Source organism: Kitasatospora sp. NPDC101447 (assembly GCF_044767225.1).
Classification (GTDB): Bacteria; Actinomycetota; Actinomycetes; order Streptomycetales; family Streptomycetaceae; genus Kitasatospora.
The window spans coordinates 133,855-153,942 of record NZ_JBIWNL010000005.1; the positions used below are offsets into that span (position 1 = coordinate 133,855).

Below are 20,088 nucleotides of genomic sequence, written 5' to 3' on the forward strand. Positions count from 1 at the left end.
GGGACGGGCGCTCCGGGCCACGGATGCGTCGACCCCGGGCCACACGGGGGACAAGCTGCCTGTCGCGGCCGGGTCAGCCGCGCGGACACCGACAGAATGCCCTGATCGGCAGTCAACCAGGTGCATTCGGGAGGTCCCCGTGTTCCGTCTCCGTTCCCTTGCGCGGGCCGGGGTCGTCCTGCTCCTCGGGGCCGCGATGGCGGCCGCCGGGCCGAACCCGCGCACAGCGGCCGCCGCAGGCCTGCCCGCTGCCGGGCGGCTCCCGGCCCACGTGGTGGTCGAGGACCCCGCCGGCTACGTCGACCCGTACGTCGGCACCCGGGCGGACGCTCCCGACCGGGGCCACGGCGGCGGCGCCGGAAACACCTTCCCGGGGGCGTCGGCGCCGTTCGGCATGATGCAGTGGAGCCCCGACACCGCCACCTACCAGCACGGCGGCTACGCCTACGACGACCCGAGGCTGAGCGGCCTCAGCCTCACCCACATCTCCGGTGCGGGCTGCAGCGACTACGGCACCACCCCGTTCATGCCCGTCCTGGACGGCACGCCGACGGCGTCCTCCGCGTTCTCGCACGCGAACGAGCGCCTCGCCCCCGGGTCGTACGGTGTCACCCTCGACAACGGCATCGGCATCGACCTGGCCGTCACCCAGCGGTCCGGGATCGCCCGCTTCAGCTATCCGGCCGGGCACACCGCGTCCCTCGCCGTCGATGCGGGCCGGGCCTTCAACGCGGCGTCGGGCGAACTCACCGTCGAGGGCTCCACCATCTCCGGGTTCACCGACGGCGGCGGCTTCTGCGGCACGTCCAACCGCTACCGGGTCTACTTCCACGCCGCGTTCGACCACCCCTTCAGCCACGTGGACGCCGGCGACCGCTCGCCCGACGCCAGGACCGTGGTCTCGTTCGACACCGGCCCCGACGACGTGGTCACCGCCCGGGTCGGGATCTCCTTCGTCAGCGTCGAGGGTGCCCGCGCCAACCTGGAGAGCGAGCAGCGCGGCGCCCCGCTGGCGGAGGTCCGCGCCCGCTCCCGCGCCCGCTGGAACGACCTGCTGGGCCGGATCGCCGTCGCGGGCGGCACCAGCGATCAGCGCCGGGTCTTCTACACCGCGCTCTACCACGCCCTGCTGCACCCGAGCGTGTTCAGCGACACCGACGGCCGCTACCCGGGCTTCGACGGCCGGCTCCGCGCCACCCACCGCGGCCACGCCCAGTACGCCGACTTCTCCGGCTGGGACGTCTACCGCTCGCAGATCCAGCTGATCGCACTGATCGCCCCGGACGAGGCCGCCGACATCGCGCAGTCGATCACCGACCAGGGCGACTCGGCCGGCTACTTCGACCGGTGGACCCTGGCCAACGGCGGCACCGGCGTGATGGTCGGCGACCCGCTCCCGACCATGGCCGCCACCGTCCACGCCTTCGGAGCCACCGGCTTCGATGCGGCCCGGCTGCTGCGGCTGGCCCGGCAGGGCAGGGACGACCCGCGCCAACGCCCCGGCCACGAGGCCTACGACACAACGGGATTCGTCCCGGCGGACACGGAAGGGCAAGGCGCGTCCATCACGCTGGAGTACGCGACCACGGACTTCGCGCTGGCCCAACTGGCCGCCCGGCTCGGGGACTCCGCCGCCCGTGACGTCCTGCTGCGACGCTCGGCGAACTGGCGCAACGTCTTCAACGACACCAGCCGCTACGTCCAGCCGCGCGACGCGGACGGCAGCTGGCCCCCCTTCAGCCCCGAGCGGCCCGGCGGGTTCGCCGAGGGGAACTCCGCCCAGTACACCTGGATGGTGCCCCACGACCAGCGCGGCCTGTTCGACGCGATGGGCGGCCGTGCGGCCGCCGTGAACCGGCTCGACACCTTCTTCACGGAGCTCAACGCCGGCTCCCGGGCGCCCTACGCCTACCTCGGCAACGAACCCTCCCTGAACACGCCCTGGGCCTACGCCTACGCGGGCCGCCCGGACCGCGCCCAGGACGTGGTCCGGCGCGCCCTCACCACGCTGTTCACCGACACCCCCGGAGGCGAACCCGGCAACGACGACCTCGGGCAGATGTCCTCCTGGGCGGTGTGGGCCGCCCTCGGCATGTACCCGCAGGTGCCCGGCCGGGCCGAACTCGTCCTGGCCAGCCCCCGGTTCCCCGCCGTCACCATCCGTCGGGGCGACGGCCCCACCATCGACATCAGCGCCCCGGGCGCCTCCGACACCGTCCGCTACGTCCACGCGCTGCGCACCGACGGCCGTCCCACCGGCCGCCCCTGGGTGAGTGAGCACTTCGTCCGCCACGGCGGCACCCTCGCCTTCACCCTCTCCGACACACCCGACCCCTCCTGGGGCAGCGACCCGGCCGACGCACCGCCGTCCTTCCCGCCGCCCCCGGCCCCGGCGCAGGTCCAGGCCCCGGCTCAGGCCCCGGCCCCGGCCCCGGACCAGGCCCAGACTCCGGCGCGGGACCACCAGCCCGGAGGCGCGCGGTGAACCACCGCGGCGCGCCGGTGGCCACGACCGTGAAAACGGGATGCCTCGGCCGGCAGTGGTCGGGTAGCGTGCGGGTCATGTCGAGTCCTGAGTCAGACGAGGTGGGGGCTTTCGGTCACGCCGTCAGCCCCCTTCACCACTGAGCTCGTAAGCCCCGTCGTCGAACCGCGTTCTGCGGTCGGACGGGTGTGCCCTCAGGGGGCCGGCCGCGGTGACGAGATGACCCTCTCGTGCCTCTCCTCGCCCCGGAGCCTCTCGATGCCCCTTCCGCTGTACCTGCTCGCCGTGGCGGTCTTCGCCATGGGCACCTCGGAGTTCATGCTCGCCGGCCTCCTGCCGGACCTCGCCCCGGATCTCGACGTCACCGTCGGCACGGCGGGCGTGCTCACCTCGGCCTTCGCGATCGGCATGATCGTCGGCGCCCCCCTGGTGGCCGCACTCTCCCGCAACTGGCCCAGGCGCGCCGGCCTGCTCGGGTTCGTCCTCGCGTTCTCGGCGGCGCACGCCGTGGGCGCCGTCACCACGAGCTTCCCGGTCCTGTTCGCCACCCGCGTCGTTGCCGCGCTCGCGAACGCGGGGTTCCTCGCCGTCGCCCTGACGGCTGCCGCCACGCTGGTCCCGCCCGACAAGAAAGGACGCGCGCTGGCCGTGCTGCTGTCAGGCACGACGACGGCCACCATCGCCGGTGTCCCCGGCGGCTCGGTGCTCGGCACCCTGCTCGGCTGGCGGGCGGCGTTCTGGGCCGTCGCCGCGCTCTGCCTGCCCGCAGCTCTCGGCGTCCTGAAGGGCATCCCGGCGGGACGCGCGGAGGAACGGACCACCGGCGGGCCGACCCTGCGAGCGGAACTCGCCCAACTGGCAAGGCCGAGGCTGGTCCTGGTGATGCTGCTGGGTGCGCTGGTGAACGCGGCGACCTTCGCCGGCTTCACCTTCCTCGCCCCCGTCGTGACCGGCACCGCCGGGCTGAGCGAGCTGTGGGTCTCCGTCGCGCTGGTGCTCTTCGGTACCGGGTCGTTCGCCGGCGTCACGGTCGCCGGTCGACTGTCCGACCGGCACCCCGGGCCGGTCGTCGCGGTCGGCGGCCCGCTGCTGCTCGTCGGCTGGCCGGCACTGGCCCTGCTGGCGGACCGGCCGGTCGCCCTGCTGGCCCTCGTGTTCGTCCAGGGTGCCCTGTCGTTCGCGCTGGGCAGCACCCTGATCACCCGGGTCCTCTACGAAGCCGCGGGAGCCCCCTCTCTGGCGGGATCGTACGCGACCGCCGCACTCAACGTCGGAGCCGCCGCCGGCCCCCTCATCGCCGCGACCACCCTCGGCACCGGAGCCGGGAACCTCGGGCCGCTGTGGTCGAGCGGATTCCTGGTCGCCATCGCGCTGCTCCTCGCGTTCCCCCTCCGCAGTGTGGTCGCGGCCGGCCGAAGCGCGGAGGTGCTCCGGTGACGCGGGCGAACGCCGAGAGCCCACGTCCTGTGTGCCGCGTCGAAAGCGGCCCCCAGGACGTGGGCGCCCCCGCCCCGTCGACTGGCGGGCGAAGGATCACGCCCGCGCGAACTCCAGGACGGCGATCCCACCGAGGACGGTGACCGCGGCCGTCAGCCGTAGCCGCCCGAGGCGCTCGCGGAACACCACGGTGGCGATCAGCGCGGCGATCACGATGCTGGTCTCGCGCAGCGCCGCGACCGACGCCAGGTTGCCCCGGGACTGCGCCCAGACCACCAGGCCGTACGCCGTCAGCGACAGCACCCCGCCGAGGATCCCGACCGGCAGCACCCTGCGCACCCCGGTGAGCAGGGCGCGGCCGCGCCGGGCCCAGACGACCGCGACGAGTGTCGGCCCCTGGAGCAGGAACAGCCAGGCCACGTAGCCGCCGACGGTGCCGGCGTGCCGGACGCCGCTGCCGTCCAGCACCGTGTAGCCGGCGATCATCGTGCCGGTACCGGCGGCGGCCGCGAGAGCGGGCAGTTGCGCCCGCCCGGGTATGCCCTGGGCGAAGGCCAGCCCGATCAGCCCGCAGGAGATCACCACCACACCCGCCAGCTCGCCCACCCCCAGGTGCTGGCCGAGCACCGTCACCGACAGCAGCGCGACCAGCAGCGGCGCCGAGCCGCGGGCTATCGGGTACATCTGCCCGAAGTCGCCCAGCTGGTACGCCCGCAGCAGCAGGACCGTCGAGATCGTCTGGACCACCGTGGAGGCCAGCAGGTACGGCCAGGCCGCGGCGGCCGGCAGCGGATTGACCGCGACCAGCACCAGGGCGCAGGCGGTGTAGGTCAGGTTGATCAGCGCGAAGCCGACCATCTTGTCCGGGATCCGGTGCGCCAGCCCGTTCCACACGGCGTGCAGCACGGCGGCCGTGAGCACGGCCAGCGGCACGGCCGACCCGATTTCTGACATGGCGAAGCTCCCCTCCCGTCAGCCTGCCGGACTCCCGGCAGTGCTTGGAACCGAATTCCACGGTATCCTAGATCCATGGAAGAAGGTTCCGAATTTTTCACGCCCCTGGAATCCCAGCTGGCCGCGCAGATCCGGGCCCGTCTCGGCGAGCTGCGCGGCACGGAGGCGAGGGTCGCCCAGGTGGTGCTGGACCGGGGCACCGCCCTGGTGCACCTGAGCGTCAGCGACGTCGCGGCGCTGGCCGGAACGGCCCCCTCCTCCGTGGTCCGGGCCTGCCAGCGGCTCGGCTTCCGCGGCTTCCAGGAGCTCAAGATCGCCGCCGCCCTGCACGCCCCCGCCACCCCCGCCCCGGGGCCGGCCGCGGACACCGACGACCCCGCCGCCCGGGCGCTCGCCGACACCCTGCGCGCCGCCCGGGAGGCCCTGGAGGGCATCACCGCCACCCTCGGCCCGGACGACCTGCGAGCAGCCGCCGAGCTGCTGAACGACGCCCCCCGGGTGCTCCTGGTCGGCACCGGACTCTCCGGCGCGGTGGTGCTCGACCTCGCCTACCGGCTGCGCGCGCTCGGCCTCCTGGTGGACGCCCCGGCCGACTCGATGACCGCCCAGCTGGTGGCCACCGGACTCTCCGCGGGCGCCGTCTGCCTGGCCGTCAGCCACACCGGCGCCACCCACAGCGTGGTGGCCGCCGCCCGCAGCGCCCGGGCCGCCGGCGCCGAGGTGCTGGCGCTCACCAGCTACGCCCGCTCACCGCTCACCGAGACGGCGACCTGCGCCCTGATCGCGGGCGGCCAGGACCTGGTCTTCGGCCTGGAGACCACGGCCAGCCGCCTCGCCCACCTGGCCGCCGTGGACGCGCTCGCCCAGACCCTGCTGGCGCTGCGCGGACCGCGCGCGGAACAGGCCCTGCGGCTCGCCGCGGACGTCTGCGCGGACTACGTCTACTGATACCGCATCGGGCGACGTTCGCCCGGTCCCGCGGGACGGGGCGACGGCGGGCTGCTGTCGTCGACGCGGAGTGCCCTGGATGCCCCCCGACGCCGGTGTCGATCTTGGTGGTAGTTTGCGTCGCGAGGTGACGGCTGTCCGGGCTCCGCGCACCGAGTCGCACATGGCCGCGGGCTGCCGGGCCTCGTCTTGCCGAACATGCGCACGGAGGTGGTTCTGTGATCGGGCCGGGAGCGATAGCGGGGATCGCGGCGGTGGAGCTCGGCATGGTGCTCACACCGGGGCCGAACATGATCTACCTGGTCTCCCGCTCGATCGCCCAGGGCCGCCGGGCGGGCCTGACCTCGCTGGCCGGAGTCGCCCTCGGCTTCCTGGTCTACCTCTTCGCGGTGTCCGCCGGGATCGCCACCGTCTTCGCGCTGGTGCCGGAGATCTACCTGGCGATCAAGCTGGCCGGAGCGGGCTACCTGCTCTGGCTGGCCTGGAAGGCCGTCCGGCCGGGAGGTCGATCCGCCTTCACGGCCCGGGAACTGACACCGGACGGGCCGCGCAAGCTCTTCCTGATGGGCTTCCTCACCTGCCTGCTCAACCCCAAGGTGGCCATCCTCTACATCTCGCTGCTGCCGCAGTTCGTCGACCCGGCACGCGGCCATGTCGGCGTCCAGGGGCTGCTGTTGGGGCTGACCCAGATCGCGGTCGGGGTCGCGGGGAACGCGTTCTTCATCGTGACGGCCGGCTCCGTCGCCGGGTTCTTCAACCGGCACCCGCTCTGGCAACGCCTGCACCGCTATGCGATGGGCGCCGCGCTGACGGGCTTCGCCGTCAGGATCGCCACCGAACGCACGGACGCGGCGGTCGCCCTGCCCTGACGGCCGAGCCCGGGGGCGACCACCCGGCGCACGCGGACGTCATGACTCGGCCGGGAGGGCTCGGCGCTCCTACCGGGTTCCGGCCTCCGCTCCTCCTCAGCGTCCGATGCGGTGGTAGGCGGCGGCCCAGCCGGCGGCGGTGCGGTCGCCCCGGGTGAAGACGGCGGCGCCGGTCCGACCGGCTGACGGGTCGTCCTGCCGCGGAGCCGGGTACGGCACCTCGACGGCGGTGACGGTGCCGGGGCCGGTGGCGCTGCCGGCGTCGGTGTGCCGGGTGGCCGCGGTTCCGTTCCAGGTGACGACCGTGGCTCCGCGCGGCGCCCGGACGTGCGCGTGGTCGGGGTGGAGGGTGATCTCGGTGCCGGTGGTCCGGGACGCGAGGAGCGCGAGGTAGTCGCCCGGGGTGAGGCGGCAGGTGTCGGGCGGGGTGGTGCCCGGCCAGTCCGGTGAGTCGATGCCGCGGGAGCGGGCTGCCTGCCACATGGCGGGGACCAGGGCGTGGGCGTGCATCGGGGTGGCCATCTGTTCGCACATCCACAGCAGCCGGCCCGCGCCGCGTGCGGGGCCGAGGGTGCGCCAGCGGATGCGCTGGGCGAGGTCGGCGGCGGTGACGGCTATCCAGGGGTGGACGGTGACGAGGGGCCCTTGGGCGCCGAGCCAGGCGAGGTAGCGCTGGGCGTCGTCGAGGACCGGTGCCATGGAGTCGGCCGGGATGCCGCGGATGTAGGCGGGCCGGCCGCGGAAGGCGTGTGGTGCGCGGGCGACGAGGAGCAGGACGGCGCGGGCGAGGTCCCCGGCGACCGGCTGCCAGTCGTCGTCCTCCTCTTCCTCGTCCGCGGGCTCGCTCCCGTCGGGCCTGCCGAGGGTGCGCAGGACGTTGTAGAGCTCGGCCTTGGCGCGGTCGGTGAAGGGGGCTTGTTCGAGTGCGGGCAGGCGGGTGGCGAGGGTGGTGATGAGGGCGCCTTCCGCGGCGTCCGGGTCGGTGGGGACGGGGAGCAGGGCGGCGGCTTCGGCGAGCGTGGCGGCGAGGTCGGCGTCGACCATGAACCGGCTGGTGAGACGGCCGAGTTCGGTGGCTTCGAGCCTGTCGTCCCCGTCTGGGTCGGGGGTGCGGGTGAGGTAGGCGGCGTCGGTCAGGAAGTCGGTGGCGTCGTGGAGGGGGTCGAAGGGGTGGTGGCCCTGGTGGAAGGCGAAGGTGCTCTTCCACCAGTTCTCGGCCTGGGTGACGGTGGCCAGGCGGTTCTGGACGGCTTCGGCGAGCAGGTGGTCGGGCAGGCGGTCGCGGATGCGGGAGGTGACGGTGTACCCGGCGGCGAGCCGGGCCTGCCAGTGGTGGCGTTCGCTGGGCGCGGTGAGCAGGTAGGCGTGGCCCTCGCGCTCCCCGGCGCCGATGCGGCCGGCGCGGCCGAACATCTGCTGGACCATGGACACTTCGATGCGGCTCATGCCGATCTGGGTGTCCCGGACGATGACGGCGCGGGCGGGGAGGTTGACGCCGGCGGCGACGGTGGAGGTGGCGACGAGGATGTCGGCCCGGCGGGCGCGGAAGGCCTGTTCGGCGTCGCGCTTGTGGGGCCAGTCCCGGTAGTGGAGGCGGACGCCGGCCTTGGTGCACAGGCGCTCCACGAGGTCGCCGTCGTCCGGGTCGGCGCCGGTGGTGTCGACGCCGCGGTCGTGGGCCAGGGCGAGGGCCGTGGTGCGAACCGAGCGCTTGCTGCCGCAGAACACCAGGACGCTGCCGCCGTCGGCGGTGTGCCGGCGGGCGAGTTCGACCGTGCGGGCGGTGCGGGTGAGGTTGCGGGTGGCCCAGTCGGGCGCGTCCGCGTCCGGTGGCATCGCCGGTAGTTGCCAGGTCAGGCGGGTGGGGCGCCAGGGCGAGCGGACCAGGCGGGCACCGAGCCAGGCGGCCGTCTCGTCGGCGTTGGCGACGGTCGCGGACAGGCCCACGATCCGTACCCGGGCGGCGTCCTCGCGGACCCGGGCCAGGAGTGCTTCCAGGACCGGACCGCGGACCGGGTCGCCGAGCAGGTGGATCTCGTCGACGATCAGGCAGCCGACCTCGGCGAGCGCCGCGCGCAGCGAACCGGCGCGGCAGATCGCCTCGAACTTCTCGGTGGTGGCGACCCACAGGTCCGCCTCGCGGATGAGGTCGGTGTCGACGGCGGCCTCGCCGGTCAGCCGGACCACGCGCAGGCCGGCCCTGCGCCAGGCGGCGAGGTCGCGGTCGAGTTCGTCGGTGAGGGAGCGCTGGGGAACGAGCCAGGCGGCCTTGCGGCCGCGCCGGTGGGCGGTGAGGGCGGCGACCATGCCGATCGCGGTCTTGCCCGCGCCGGTCGGGGCGACGACCATCACGTGCTCGTCGCCGCCGGTGACGACGGGAACGGTGGAGGCCTGGACGGGGTTGAACGCCGGGTGCGGCAGCAGGGCCTTCCAGTGTTCGGGGACCAGTTCCTCGACGGGCACGAACGCCTCGATGTCGCCGGCGGGAAGCTCGTCCAGGGCGTCCCACTGGGCGGCGAACGCGTCCCGGGCGGCGTACGCGGCGGGGCCCGCGGCCGGTGTCGCCGCACCGCCGGACCAGGCGGCCAGGTCGACGGGCCCGCCGAGGTCGGACACCGTGGTCACGAACTCGTCCTCGACCCAGTGCGCGGCGGTGCGCACCCGGGCGCCGAGGCCGGTGAGCGCGTGGCGCAGGCCGTCGAACCCCTCCCCCGCCGGGACGATGACCCGGACGTCGGCGGCTGCGCGCAGCACGGCCTCGGGCACCTGCCAGGCGGGGTCGGTGACCTTCCCCCACCACAGGGCACGCGTCTCCTGCTGCGCGGGCAGCGGCAGGTCCTCGGGCCACGCCGGGCCCACCGGGGCGGGTGCGGGCTCCCGGGAGGGGTGGGGCAGGCGGACCGCGGTGACCGTCACGCCGGGCCCGGCCGGACAGCGGCCCGGGTCGAGGCCGGCGACCAGCCGGGCCGCGGCGCGGACGGTCGTCGTGGGAGCGGCCTTCGTCCGCCGGGGCGCGCGGGCGGCGGGCACCACAGGGACCGCGGGCGCGGCGGGCGCGGCTCGCAGGAGCTTGTCGTAGGTCTTCACGCCTAGGTCGGCAAGTGTGTACGCGCGCGGGCAGGCGGGGCAGACCAGGGCGACGTACCGGTACTGGCGTCCGCCGGACTCGTACGGGCGGCGCAGCGAGTGCAGCGGCCGGTCACACTCGGGGCACGGGCGGGGCAGCTGTTCCTGGTAGGTCCAGCCCGGTTCGGTGAACCGTTGCTGCAGCCCTTCGTCCGGCAGGTCGCTCCCCCACCGTTCACTCATCACCTGCGGGACCGTCAGGTCGCTTGCCTCGGTTTCCGTTTCGTGCACGGTGCTCACTGTGTCAGCCGGGGCCGCGGCTGTGCCAGAGGGGTTTCGGTCGGGCGATGGGCGGCCGGCGGCGCGTACCCGGGGTACCCCGTCTCCTCCGATTGCCTACGAACCTGTGAGTCCGTATCCGAACTTGATGCGATTTCCGGCTCGTTCTCCGTCACACCCACCGGTGAACGCGCCCCGAAGCGGGGGCGTGTACGACCGGTCGCCGCTCTCCTGGGGGTCCTGTCCGGATCGGGCGGACGCCCGCCGACCACGAGAGTGAGGCCCCAGGTGGGGATGACAAGACGAAGGACGCGCGTCGCGCGGGCCGCGGTGCTCACCGTCGCGCTGACCGTCAGCGGGGTGCTGACGGCGCCCGCGGCGTACCCGCAGAGCGCGGACGGAGCGGTGACGGTCCGGGTGGTCCGGGCCGTCGACGCCACGGGTACGTGGACGCCCGCGCTGGAACCCGGCCTGGCGGGCGTGCGGGTGACCCTGACCGGCGGGAACCGGGTCCACGTCGAGGGCACCACCGCAGCCGACGGGACGGTGACGCTGGCACCGCCGCAGAACCGCGACCGCGGCGGCAAGTACCGGGTGCAGGTGGTGAATCCGAAGCCCGGCGTGCTGTTCCCCGCCTTCGCCTCGCGGGAGGGACTGGACGGGGCGCCCGACCGGCTCAGCTCCAACCTTGAGTTCGTCGACCTCTCCGACGGCCGGAACGTCTCGTACACCACGGGCCTGTGGAGCCCCGGCGACTACTGCCAGAAGAACGCCCCCCTGGTGACGACCTGCCAGAACACCACGTGGGAGGGCGGTGCGCAGCGCACGCTGGTGTCCTTCCCGTACGGTGCGCGCGGCCAGGACGGCGTGGACGTGAACGTCACGGACATCGCCACCGACGCGGAGACCGGCACGCTGTTCGGCATCGCGTGGAACAGGGCCGACGGGCGGGTGTTCTCCTCGGCGGCGGCCAAGCGCACCACCGGCTACGGCCCGGGCGGCTCCGGCGGGATCTACGTGACCGACCTGGCGCAGAAGCGGACCACGCTGTTCACCACCGTCCCGGACGCCGGAAGCACGGCGCACGAGCCGGGGACGGACGACGCGTTCCTGACGGTGCCGGGCAAGGAGAGCCTCGGCGGGCTCAAGGCGACGGACGACGGCAGGGACCTGTTCGTCGTCAACCTCAACGACCGCCGGCTGTACCGCTACGACGCCACCGCGGCGACCGCGGCGTCACCGAAGGCCGTCTACCCCGTCCCCGACCCGGGCTGCCCCTCGGCGGGTGACTGGCGCCCCTTCGGCCTGGGCTTCCAGGACGGGACCGGCTACCTCGGCGGTGTCTGCTCGGGCGAGTCGACGGGCGCGGTGTCGGACCTGCGGGCGGTCGTGCTGCCCTTCGACCCGTCCACCGGCCGGTTCCGCCCCGCCGTGCTGGACCAGCCGCTGGACTACCCGCGCCAGTCGACCGTCGGCGCGGGCCCGTGCGACGGCGCGGGCTGGTTCCCGTGGACGGACACCTACCCCACCACGCAGAACGGCCAGACCTGCTCCGGCTTCCGCGCCCAGCCGGAGCCGGAGCTGGGCGAGGTCGGTTTCGAGGCGGACGGTTCGATGCTGCTGGCCTTCCGCGACCGCTTCGCCGACCGGGCGACGGGCCAGGAGGCGGCGGGCGCCGCCGTCGGGCAGGTCCTGTCGGGCGGCGATCTGGACAAGGCCTGCCCGGTGAACGGCACCTACGTGCTGGACACCGACAACGGCTGCGGACTCTCGCCCCGGGGCACCCGCTTCTTCGACACCAGCCGGATGGGCTTCCACCACAACGCGGCCTACGCCGGGATGGCGCTGTCCAAGGTCGAAAGCACCCTCGGGATCTCCGGGTTCGACCCCAACAGCACCGCCTTCGGCTACGGCACGTCGTTCCTCCAGCGGGCGGACGGCAAGCAGGACCCGGCGTTCGGACTGCGCCTCAACCCGCCGAACGTCCCGGCGCCGTTCGGCAAGGGCGCCTCGATGGGCGACCTCGAAGTGCTCTGCGACCGGGCGCCGCTGCAGATCGGCAACCGGGTCTGGTACGACCCCGAGCGCGAAGGCATCCAGGAACCCGGCCAACTCCCCGCGCAGGGCGTCACCGTCCACCTGTACGACGGATCGGGCGGGCTCGTCGGAACCACGACGACGACGGCACGCGGCGAGTACTACTTCGACGACTCGAACGTGGCCGGCGGCCTCGCACCGCACACCGCGTACACGATCCGGCTGGACAACCCGTCCGACTACGCCGAGGGCGGTCCGCTCCACCGCTGGGTGCCCACCCGGCACGACGTCGGTGACGACCCCTTCGTCAACTCCAAAGGCATCGCCCCGCCGGGAGAGCACTATCCCGAACGGGCCCTGACCACCGGCGGCCCCGGCGAGAACGACCACACCCTCGACTTCGGCTTCCGACGCTGCGGGTGCGGCCACTGACAACCCCCTCGGTGGCGGCGTGGCATCGAGGTCGACCACGACCCTGACGCCACGCCGCCGACAGGCCACGGCGCCCGGCGGACCCCCGCCGGACGCCGATCAGAGGTGGTCGATCACGCACACGGAAGCCAGGCCGTGGAGTACCGCGAGCAGGGGTACCGGAACGTCCAGCCGTGGATCGACAGCAGCCTCGGCAGCCTCAAGACCGAGTCGGCTCGCGTCCTCGGCGAAGCCGCACTGACCATGACGTCCCTGGAGTGGCAGAAGGTCTACCTCGGGTGACGCTCGTGGTCCGCCGGCTACGCCTTCCGCCCCCGGCTCTCGAAGGAGGCGGGGGCGCACTTCGCGCCGACACTTTCTGAGGCCCTTGAGAACGGGGCCCGGTCAGGCGGTGCGCGGCTGCCGCACGGCGCGGGCGAGGCCGAGCAGGGTCAGCAGGATGACCGTCCCGGCGTAGAGCGAGAGGGCGGTCTGCAGGCCGAACAGGTTGGTCAGCAGACCGGCGAGGACGGCGGGGACACTCATGGCGAGGTAGCTGAGGACGTAGTAGGCGGCGAGCGTGCCGGCGCGTTCGCCCGGGTCGGCCGGGGGCAGCAGCAGGCGCAGGGCGGCCTGGGTGACGGCGCCGAAGCCGGCGCCGGCCATGGCGGTGCCGGCGAACAGCGCGGACAGGCTGTGCAGGTGCGGGCCGCTCAGGGTGAGCAGGGCCCCCGGGATCAGGAGCGCGGTGCCGGCGAGGCTGACGGCTCGGGCGGGCAGCGCCCGGGTGGAGTGGCCGGCGAGGCCGGCCGCGGCCGTCAAGGTGAAGAAGACCAGGCCGCCGGTGGCGGGGGCGGCGTGCGGGGCGATGAGCCGGGCGAGCGAAGGGCCCAGGGAGGAGTAGAAGCCGCCCATGGCCCAGGCGGCGACGACGCCGGGCGCGGCGAACGCCATGGCCGGCCGGGAGGCGCGGGCGACGGCGATCGCGGGGCGCAGTGAGCGCCATGCGCCGACGTGGGGGAACGCGGTCTCGGGAGTGAGCAGGACTGCGACGGCCTGCGCGGTGAAGAGCAGGAGCAGCAGCAGGTACACGGTGCGGGTGGGGGCGGGGGCGTACTGCACGAGGGCGGTGGCGGCCAGCACGCCGACCGCCATGCCGGCCACGGGGGCGATGCCGTTGGCGGCCGTCGCCCGGCCCGGCCGGTCGGGGTCCTCGAAGTCGAGCAGAGCGGCTCCGACGGCGCTGGTGGCCACGCCGGTGGCCAGTCCCTGCAGGATCCGGGCGGCGATCAGCGCCGACGTCCCCTGTGCGGTGGCGAAGACGCCCATCGCAGCGGCTTCCGCCAGCAGCGCCGCGGCGAGGACCGGGCGCCGGCCCAGGTGGTCCGAGAGCGTGCCCGCGGTCAGCAGCGCCACCAACAGGGCGAGCGCGTAGGCGCTGAACACGATGGTGAGCGTCAGGGCCGAGAAGTGCCATGCGGCCTGGTAGATCGCGTAGAGCGGGGTCGGTGCGCTGGAGGCGGCCAGCAGGCCGACCAGGATCGAGGCGTGGAGCGGGAAAGCGCCGCGCCGGCTCAGGACGGGCCGGCGGCGGGGGTGGGACGGTAAGGCCGTGACGCTGGTCATGGAACACCTCGGAGCCTTAAGGCGAATGCTTTGCGTTAGTCACCCTAGGCCCGCGCCACTCGGAAACGCAAATATTTAGCTTTTAGGCGACAGAAGGACGGCCGAAGGGGACTCGGCGCGAGCGAGTGCCGCTGCTACCAGACGCTCGATGTAGGCCGCGGACAGGTCCGACGGGCGGAACAGGATCCGGTACATCAGCGGGGCGACGACGACGTCCAGCAGGGTCTCCACATCGGGCACCGCCTCCCCGCGGCCGGCCGCCCGCACGTTGACGGCCTTCAACTGCTCGGCGGCGTAGTCGGAGCAGCGGGCCGCGTTGCCCTGCTCGGGCTCCCCCAGCAGGGCGTCACGGATGTACGTGAGGCCCGCCGTCGAGGACATCTCCTCGGCGAACTGCACGGCCCACGCCTCCAGATCCGCCCGCAGGGTGCCGTGGTCGGCCGGCGGGGCGTCGGGGCGCAGCCGCTCGACGGCCACGTCGGACAGCAGTTCCCGCAGATCCCCCCAGCGCCGGTAGACGGTGGACGGCGTCACTCCCGCGCGGGCGGCGATCAGCGGCACGGTGAGCGCATCCCGCCCCACCTCCGCCTCCAGATCACGGACGGCCTGGTGCACGGACTGCTGGACGCGGGCACTGCGGCCGCCGGGGCGTGTGGTCGGTCGGGCACTCATGCGTACAGCTTAATGCGAATGAGTTGCGTTCCTGGTGCCGCCCGGCCGGACTGCCGGCGTCGTGCACCTCGTCCGCGCCGTCACGATGACCCGAACCGCGCAGCTCGCGTCGACGCGTTCGTCGGCGCGTTCGTCGGCGCGTTCGTCGGCGCGTTCTTCGACGCGGCGGTCAGGACACGGTGGCCGGAGGCCCGCGATCCGCCTCGGGCATACTGAGCGGATGCGGATGACGGGTGGGGCCAACTTCCCGGCGGTGGCCGGGCGTTTCGACGGTGGGCGACTCAACGCGACCTGGCCGTTCGGCGTGCTCACGGTCGGATCCGGGCGGGTGCACCTGAGGGCCCGGCTGATCGGCGCCGTGTGGCGGATGTCCGGCGCGGAGCCGCTGGACGGCACACCGGAGGAGATCGCCGAGGTCTTCCCCTGCCGCGGCCGCCTGGGGACGGCCGGTGTCGGGTTCCGCACCGTCCAGGGCCACCGCTACTACTTCTGGACGGGCGCCGTGGCAACGGTCATCGACACCTGCCGCCACCAGGGGTTCACCGTGTCGAGCGAGGTCCAGACGATGTGATCCGCGGACGCCCGGGCCCGGCACGGGGTTTCAGGCGAGCCAGTCCGTGTAGTGGGTGGGGGCGATGCGGGCGCCGCTCGGGGCGGTGAGGACGTCGCCGTGGACGGCGGCGAACAGGCCCGCCGTGTCATCGGTGACGACTCGGCGCCCGTCGCCCTTGGCGGTCAGGGTGAGCCGGCCGAGTTCGTCGAGCGGGTAGACGTCCGGGCCCGCGATGTCGACGACGCCGTTCAGGGGGCTGCCCGCGGCGACTTCGGCGACCACGGCGGCGACGTCCGCGGCGGCGATCGGCTGGATCGGCGTGCGCGGCAGGCGGACGGTGTCGCCGTCGGCGGTCATGGCCAGGGTCGCGTCCATGAACTCCATGAACTGCGTGGCACGGACGATGGAGTACGGGACCGGTCCGGCCTTGAGGGTCTCCTCCTGGAGCACCTTCGCCCGGTAGTAGTCCAGATCGGGCACCTGGTCCACGCCGACGATGGAGAGGATGACGGCGTGCCCGACCCCGCCCTTGTGGCTCGCGGCGAGAAGGTTGTCCATCGAGGTCCGGAAGAAGGCGAGCGAGGCGTCGTCGAAGGTCGGGGAGTTCGTCAGGTTGACGACGACGTCGGCGCCCGCCACGGCCTCCTCCAGCCCCTGCCCCGTGATGACGTCCACGCCCGTGGACAGGGAGTGCGGGACGGCCTGATGCCCGGAGGCGTTCAGGTTCTGCACGACCCGTGACCCGATCAGCCCGGTTCCGCCGATGACTGCGACCTTCATGGCATTCGCCCACTTTCGATGACTGGCGTCCGACATGCGCCTTCCGTACTGCCAACCCTCGGCGAACGCGCCCGTCCCGGCGAGCCCGGCCCGTCCGGGTGTCACCCACCGTGACGGTCGGGCGGCCGATCGACCGTCCGCTGAGAAGAAACCACCCTGGTCACAGGCCTGTCGGCGGCCCCTGGGAGAATCTGCGCCATGACAACCGACATCCGCCGCTCCGCGGGAACCAGAACCCTCTCCGACGCCCTGCTCTCGATGTTCGGCATCCGGCGGCTCAGCACCGAGAAGGACCTCGCCGACCTCCGGGCGGGCACCACCCTGCAGGTGTTCTGCTCAAGCCCGACGCTGGGCACCGTCAAGATGCTGTCGGTCGGCAAGGGACGGACCATTCCGCACACGGCCTCCGGCCACCTCCACCTCTCGGCCGACACCGTGACCTGGCACAACCGGCGCACCCGCGAGAACGTCGTCCTCCAGGGCCCGTTCCGCCTCTCGCCGTCGGAGCAGAAGGCGCCGCTCCCGAAGATGGCCCGCCTCGACCTCGCCGCGGGCGACGAGCAGCACGTGATCGTGATCCCCAAGGCCGACGTCTCCCTGGTCACGCAGGTCCTGGAAGCGGCCGACCGGTAACACCTGGGCGGGACACCCCGGCCGGGGAAGGCCGGCAGGCCTGGTAAGCCAGGCAGGCCAGGCAGGCCAGGCACGCCGGGCAGACCTCGCAGACCTGGTAGGCCGGGCAGACCGCCTGCTCCGCTCAGACGCCGTCGAGGTCGGCGCGTATGCGGAGCCGTAGCTCGCCGAAGAGACGGTCCCAGTGCCGGCGGGCCTCCTGATACTCCGGCTCGGTGTACGTGACGCCGGACTCGACCAGGTCACGAAGGTCCCGCAGCGCTCTGAAGGCTGTGACGGAGGACTGTTCGACACCGTCCGACGCGGTGATCGAGACCTGGTACCGCAGCTCGTAGGCACCCCCGGACTTGAATGCCTCCACCGCGACCCGACCGCGCTCGTCCGCGGGCGCCGTGGGGTTCCGCGCGGCCTGGCGGATCTCGTTCCAGGTCCTGGACAGCGCTGCGAGGTACTCCGCGTAGAGCAGTCGCTTGGCGTCCCGGTGCCGGTCCCGGTGGTCGCGCCGCCACCTGACCCGGTCAGCGATGAGCGTGGACGTGACGCCGATGACGGCGCCGAGGGCGGTACTCGCGAATGGTGACCAGTCCATGGGGCCGAGGCTATGCAAGCGCCGCCGGCTCTGAGTGCGGTTCAGGCGAACCCGGCTGCGGTCGTCGGGGTTGTCGGGGTCGTTCGGCGTCACCGGGTCGTCAGGGTCGTCGGGGTCGTCGGGGTCGTCGTCGGGTCAGCTGACGCTGAGGGCCCGGAGTGACTGGCCGAGATACAGGAACAGCAGGACGATCCCGAATCCGACCGCGGTGGCGGCGGCCACGTCGGCGGCGAGCCCCTGCGCGGTCAGGAGCGGGCGGATCCAGAGGAAGAGCAGCGTGAGCACCGCGGTGTTGACGCTCTGCGCGAGTGGCCGCCACGTCAGGTCGTGCAGGCCGTCGGCACCGGCCGCCACGGACAGCGGCACGACGCCGAGGCCGACGAACAGTCCGAGGATGACGAGCATGGAGATGCTCTCGACGTGCCACGTCCAGCCGGTGTGCACGAAGGCGTCGAGGTCCTTCGTGTCGTTGACGACGGCCCCGAGCTGTGGGGCGGAGGGCGCCCACAGGGCCCGGACCCGGCCGTCCGGGCGGGGTTCGTCGTGGGTGACCCCGTAGGCGGCGACCTGCGGGCCGCCCGGTATCGCGAGCACGAGGTCGGCGTGGTAGCCCGTGACCTCACCCTCGTCCTCGATCTCCTCGACACCGGAGGCGTCGACGACCGTCGCGGTGACGGTGACCGCACCGGCCTGCTTCAGCTGGCGGACGGATTCGCCGCCGTCCATCCCCCGGAGCGAGGCCGGCACCGCGGCGGCGAGCGGGACGAGGACCCAGACCGCGGCGTACCGCACGTAGACCCAGGCGGGGCTGTGGAAGCTCTCCGGCACCCTCGGCTCGGGTTCCCGCCGCGGGGGCTGTTTGGAGAGCAGGACCCGGCCGGACCTCGCTCGCGCCACCGCGCGCAGGGCGGCGCGCGTCCAGAGGGCGACCAGCCGCAGCCAGAGCAGGCCGAGGCCGACCCACCCGAGGAGGAGCAGGCCGGTCTGCGGTTGCACGGCGCCGGAGCCCAGCCCGAAGGCCCGCACCAGCGCGACCGCCATCGCCGCCCACGCCCCCACCGCACAGCACCGGACCACCCACGTCAAGACACGTCCCACCGCGCACCCCCGTGATCGACTCCGGCGGAGTCTCCCACATCGTCAGGCTGCCGGGCCGTGGATTGTCAGTGCCGGGCGGAAGGATGTGCGGTGACGCAGCAGCCCGTACCGAGGAGCACCGTGACCGCCGCCACCGAGCCGACCTACCGTCCCGTCTTCCAGGACCTCTGGTGCGCGTCCGACCTCGGTCCGCACCGCCCGTGCGGCGGCACCTACGAGTGGTACGACGCCGACACGCTGCCGCCGCTGGAACCGGCCCGTTTCGACGGCGGGTTCGGGTGGCTCGGCGGCACCGGCCCGGTGCTGCCGGAGCTCGCCGGGCACCTCGACGCCGTCGCCGCCGAGCTGGCGGGCGCCGGGATCGTGCTGCCCGCCGAGTTCACCGCCTTCCAGACCGGCGCCACCAGCTACCAGTCCCTGGACGCGGTGTCGGCCACGGCCTGCTGGACGGACGTCTCGTCGCCGATACCGAGCCCGGTGGAGCCCGGTGCCTTCCTGGTCCGCTTCCTGCGCGACCAACAGGACTGCGTGCACTGGTACCTGTACCTGCGCCCCACCGGCGAGGCCTTCGTGGTGGCCTCCCCGCTGGACCTCGCGGACGCGCCCGAGTGGGACGAACCGGGCGTGCCGGTGGACTGGTTCGGGGCCATCGCCCGGTGCGCTTCCTCGTTCGAGGAGTTCGCGTTCCGCTTCTGGGTGGAGAACCGCCTGTGGTGCGCGCTGCACGGCTACGGCGAGGAGAGCATGGACGACGAACTCACCGGGTACCTCGCGCACTACGAGCGCGGCTGACCACCCGGAGACCGGAGTTGCCGGGCGGCCTTCTTCACTTCCACCTGTGCCCGCAGAGCCACCGCCTTGTCGGAGTCGCCGTACCACCACCACGTGTACCCGGCGATCGCCAGGAACAACGCCACGGAGACGAAGAAGAACGGATTCAACCGGAACTGCCCGCCTCTGGCCAGGCCGTAGACGGTCCAGAAGGTGAGGATGAGTGCGCCTTTGAGCAGGACGGACAGCGTCTTCTTGGTGCGGAGGTTCATGTCGCGCACTGTAGGGCCCGGCGGCAGTGCTGACCAAGCGTCACGAAAGAGGGGTGATACCGGGGCTGATCTGCCGAAACGTCGCCATCCGCGGGGCTCGGGGCCGGGCTCGTGCTCGTGCTCGTGCTCAAGCTCGTTGCCGCATCGGTCCGCCCCGGTCCGCCCCGGACGGGACAGACCGGGGCGGACCGATGCCGGCGCTGGATCAGCCGGCGTTGCTGGTGTCCGGCGAGAACGGGCCCACGCACACGGTGCCGAGCGTCGCCTCCCTGACGCACACGGTGACGTTCACCCGGCCGGAGAAGTCCGCCGAAGCGCTCTGACCGGGGTAGAACAGGCCGGTCTGCGAGTTGCCGCTGGACGGGGTGATCGTCCACCGGTAGTCGGTGTAGTGGCCGGAGGACAGCGAGACCGTGGCGTAGGTGTCGCCCACGTACCGGTACCAGGTGGCGTAGGCACAGATGGAGAAGTTGCCGTTGCTGTTGCAGTGCGTCGTCGTCGCGTGTGCGGAGGTGGTGGCGCCCAGCGTGGCCGCGACGACGGCGGCAGTGGTCAGTCCTGCCTTCACGAACTTCATGTGACTCCCTCGTAGATGTCAGTGGGTCATG

18 protein-coding genes are annotated in these 20,088 nt (G+C 73.2%); 9 read left to right on the forward strand and 9 right to left on the reverse strand.

All coding sequences use genetic code 11. The annotated features are described in order from the left end of the window. Window positions 1–139: 139 nt before the first annotated feature. Together ACIRST_RS09540 and ACIRST_RS09545 are read left to right on the forward strand one after the other, a co-directional pair. Window positions 140–2,485: a GH92 family glycosyl hydrolase gene (locus tag ACIRST_RS09540; protein ID WP_402801195.1), complete on the forward strand. Its 2,346-nt coding sequence runs from the start codon at window positions 140–142 to the stop codon at window positions 2,483–2,485. A gap of 258 nt (window positions 2,486–2,743) precedes the next feature. After that, complete coding sequence (locus tag ACIRST_RS09545; protein WP_402801198.1) at window positions 2,744–3,922, forward strand: Cmx/CmrA family chloramphenicol efflux MFS transporter; 1,179 nt, start codon at window positions 2,744–2,746, stop codon at window positions 3,920–3,922. Window positions 3,923–4,018: 96 nt separating this feature from the next. Here the strand turns inward: ACIRST_RS09545 and ACIRST_RS09550 are convergent, their stop codons facing one another. Further along, complete coding sequence (locus ACIRST_RS09550; protein ID WP_402801201.1) at window positions 4,019–4,876, reverse strand: EamA family transporter; 858 nt, start codon at window positions 4,874–4,876, stop codon at window positions 4,019–4,021. A 75-nt stretch (window positions 4,877–4,951) separates the two neighbouring features. On the opposite strand from ACIRST_RS09550, the gene ACIRST_RS09555 reads away from it, so the two are divergent. After that, on the forward strand, window positions 4,952–5,824 hold the full coding sequence (locus tag ACIRST_RS09555; RefSeq protein WP_350522409.1) for a MurR/RpiR family transcriptional regulator: 873 nt from the start codon (window positions 4,952–4,954) through the stop codon (window positions 5,822–5,824). 266 nt (window positions 5,825–6,090) lie between these two features. Continuing rightward, window positions 6,091–6,693 (forward strand): LysE family translocator, encoded by a 603-nt coding sequence (locus ACIRST_RS09560; protein WP_402801204.1) that lies wholly within the window; start codon window positions 6,091–6,093, stop codon window positions 6,691–6,693. Between the two features lie 96 nt (window positions 6,694–6,789). Here the strand turns inward: ACIRST_RS09560 and ACIRST_RS09565 are convergent, their stop codons facing one another. Then, complete coding sequence (locus ACIRST_RS09565) at window positions 6,790–10,050, reverse strand: DEAD/DEAH box helicase (RefSeq protein WP_402801207.1); 3,261 nt, start codon at window positions 10,048–10,050, stop codon at window positions 6,790–6,792. 282 nt (window positions 10,051–10,332) lie between these two features. Between ACIRST_RS09565 and ACIRST_RS09570 the strand changes: the two genes are divergently transcribed. Both ACIRST_RS09570 and ACIRST_RS09575 read left to right on the forward strand, forming a co-directional pair. Then, window positions 10,333–12,507 carry an SdrD B-like domain-containing protein gene (locus ACIRST_RS09570; RefSeq protein WP_402801210.1) on the forward strand — a complete coding sequence of 725 codons (2,175 nt, stop codon included), beginning with the start codon at window positions 10,333–10,335 and terminating at the stop codon, window positions 12,505–12,507. Between the two features lie 135 nt (window positions 12,508–12,642). Beyond that, the gene (locus tag ACIRST_RS09575; RefSeq protein ID WP_402801213.1) at window positions 12,643–12,789 is read left to right on the forward strand and encodes a hypothetical protein; all 147 of its coding nucleotides are present in this window, start codon (window positions 12,643–12,645) and stop codon (window positions 12,787–12,789) included. 102 nt (window positions 12,790–12,891) lie between these two features. Here ACIRST_RS09575 and ACIRST_RS09580 read toward each other — a convergent pair whose 3' ends face one another. Together ACIRST_RS09580 and ACIRST_RS09585 are read right to left on the reverse strand one after the other, a co-directional pair. Beyond that, window positions 12,892–14,112: an MFS transporter gene (locus ACIRST_RS09580; RefSeq protein WP_402801216.1), complete on the reverse strand. Its 1,221-nt coding sequence runs from the start codon at window positions 14,110–14,112 to the stop codon at window positions 12,892–12,894. Window positions 14,113–14,187: 75 nt separating this feature from the next. Continuing rightward, window positions 14,188–14,784, reverse strand: coding sequence for a TetR/AcrR family transcriptional regulator (locus tag ACIRST_RS09585; protein WP_402801219.1), 597 nt, complete (start codon window positions 14,782–14,784; stop codon window positions 14,188–14,190). A gap of 220 nt (window positions 14,785–15,004) precedes the next feature. Between ACIRST_RS09585 and ACIRST_RS09590 the strand changes: the two genes are divergently transcribed. After that, on the forward strand, window positions 15,005–15,355 hold the full coding sequence (locus ACIRST_RS09590) for a hypothetical protein (RefSeq protein WP_350522415.1): 351 nt from the start codon (window positions 15,005–15,007) through the stop codon (window positions 15,353–15,355). Window positions 15,356–15,385: 30 nt separating this feature from the next. On the opposite strand, the gene ACIRST_RS09595 is transcribed toward ACIRST_RS09590, so the two are convergent. Beyond that, window positions 15,386–16,117, reverse strand: a complete 732-nt coding sequence (locus tag ACIRST_RS09595; RefSeq protein ID WP_402801222.1) for an SDR family oxidoreductase — start codon at window positions 16,115–16,117, stop codon at window positions 15,386–15,388. A gap of 198 nt (window positions 16,118–16,315) precedes the next feature. On the opposite strand from ACIRST_RS09595, the gene ACIRST_RS09600 reads away from it, so the two are divergent. After that, complete coding sequence (locus tag ACIRST_RS09600) at window positions 16,316–16,750, forward strand: hypothetical protein (RefSeq protein ID WP_350522417.1); 435 nt, start codon at window positions 16,316–16,318, stop codon at window positions 16,748–16,750. A 124-nt stretch (window positions 16,751–16,874) separates the two neighbouring features. On the opposite strand, the gene ACIRST_RS09605 is transcribed toward ACIRST_RS09600, so the two are convergent. Together ACIRST_RS09605 and ACIRST_RS09610 are read right to left on the reverse strand one after the other, a co-directional pair. Beyond that, the gene (locus tag ACIRST_RS09605; protein ID WP_402801224.1) at window positions 16,875–17,339 is read right to left on the reverse strand and encodes a hypothetical protein; all 465 of its coding nucleotides are present in this window, start codon (window positions 17,337–17,339) and stop codon (window positions 16,875–16,877) included. A 135-nt stretch (window positions 17,340–17,474) separates the two neighbouring features. Further along, complete coding sequence (locus ACIRST_RS09610) at window positions 17,475–18,425, reverse strand: hypothetical protein (RefSeq protein WP_402801226.1); 951 nt, start codon at window positions 18,423–18,425, stop codon at window positions 17,475–17,477. Between the two features lie 102 nt (window positions 18,426–18,527). On the opposite strand from ACIRST_RS09610, the gene ACIRST_RS09615 reads away from it, so the two are divergent. Beyond that, window positions 18,528–19,229, forward strand: a complete 702-nt coding sequence (locus tag ACIRST_RS09615; RefSeq protein WP_402801229.1) for a hypothetical protein — start codon at window positions 18,528–18,530, stop codon at window positions 19,227–19,229. Here ACIRST_RS09615 and ACIRST_RS09620 read toward each other — a convergent pair. Next, window positions 19,214–19,480, reverse strand: coding sequence for a hypothetical protein (locus ACIRST_RS09620; RefSeq protein ID WP_350522421.1), 267 nt, complete (start codon window positions 19,478–19,480; stop codon window positions 19,214–19,216). The genes ACIRST_RS09615 and ACIRST_RS09620 overlap by 16 nt on opposite strands. Before the next feature lie 205 nt (window positions 19,481–19,685). After that, the gene (locus ACIRST_RS09625) at window positions 19,686–20,057 is read right to left on the reverse strand and encodes a hypothetical protein (RefSeq protein ID WP_350522422.1); all 372 of its coding nucleotides are present in this window, start codon (window positions 20,055–20,057) and stop codon (window positions 19,686–19,688) included. Between the last annotated feature and the right edge of the window lie 31 nt (window positions 20,058–20,088).

What these genes read in the sequence shown, in the direction of transcription:
- ACIRST_RS09605 (WP_402801224.1), bottom strand. Translation starts at nt 17,339, where the DNA reads ATGGACTGGTCACCATTCGCGAGTACCGCCCTCGGCGCCGTCATCGGC.
- ACIRST_RS09570 (WP_402801210.1), top strand. Translation starts at nt 10,333, where the DNA reads ATGACAAGACGAAGGACGCGCGTCGCGCGGGCCGCGGTGCTCACCGTC.
- ACIRST_RS09560 (WP_402801204.1), top strand. Translation starts at nt 6,091, where the DNA reads ATGGTGCTCACACCGGGGCCGAACATGATCTACCTGGTCTCCCGCTCG.
- ACIRST_RS09545 (WP_402801198.1), top strand. Translation starts at nt 2,744, where the DNA reads ATGCCCCTTCCGCTGTACCTGCTCGCCGTGGCGGTCTTCGCCATGGGC.
- ACIRST_RS09590 (WP_350522415.1), top strand. Translation starts at nt 15,005, where the DNA reads ATGCGGATGACGGGTGGGGCCAACTTCCCGGCGGTGGCCGGGCGTTTC.
- ACIRST_RS09585 (WP_402801219.1), bottom strand. Translation starts at nt 14,784, where the DNA reads ATGAGTGCCCGACCGACCACACGCCCCGGCGGCCGCAGTGCCCGCGTC.
- ACIRST_RS09620 (WP_350522421.1), bottom strand. Translation starts at nt 19,480, where the DNA reads ATGAACCTCCGCACCAAGAAGACGCTGTCCGTCCTGCTCAAAGGCGCA.
- ACIRST_RS09550 (WP_402801201.1), bottom strand. Translation starts at nt 4,876, where the DNA reads ATGTCAGAAATCGGGTCGGCCGTGCCGCTGGCCGTGCTCACGGCCGCC.
- ACIRST_RS09555 (WP_350522409.1), top strand. Translation starts at nt 4,952, where the DNA reads ATGGAAGAAGGTTCCGAATTTTTCACGCCCCTGGAATCCCAGCTGGCC.
- ACIRST_RS09625 (WP_350522422.1), bottom strand. Translation starts at nt 20,057, where the DNA reads ATGAAGTTCGTGAAGGCAGGACTGACCACTGCCGCCGTCGTCGCGGCC.
- ACIRST_RS09595 (WP_402801222.1), bottom strand. Translation starts at nt 16,117, where the DNA reads ATGAAGGTCGCAGTCATCGGCGGAACCGGGCTGATCGGGTCACGGGTC.
- ACIRST_RS09600 (WP_350522417.1), top strand. Translation starts at nt 16,316, where the DNA reads ATGACAACCGACATCCGCCGCTCCGCGGGAACCAGAACCCTCTCCGAC.
- ACIRST_RS09580 (WP_402801216.1), bottom strand. Translation starts at nt 14,112, where the DNA reads ATGACCAGCGTCACGGCCTTACCGTCCCACCCCCGCCGCCGGCCCGTC.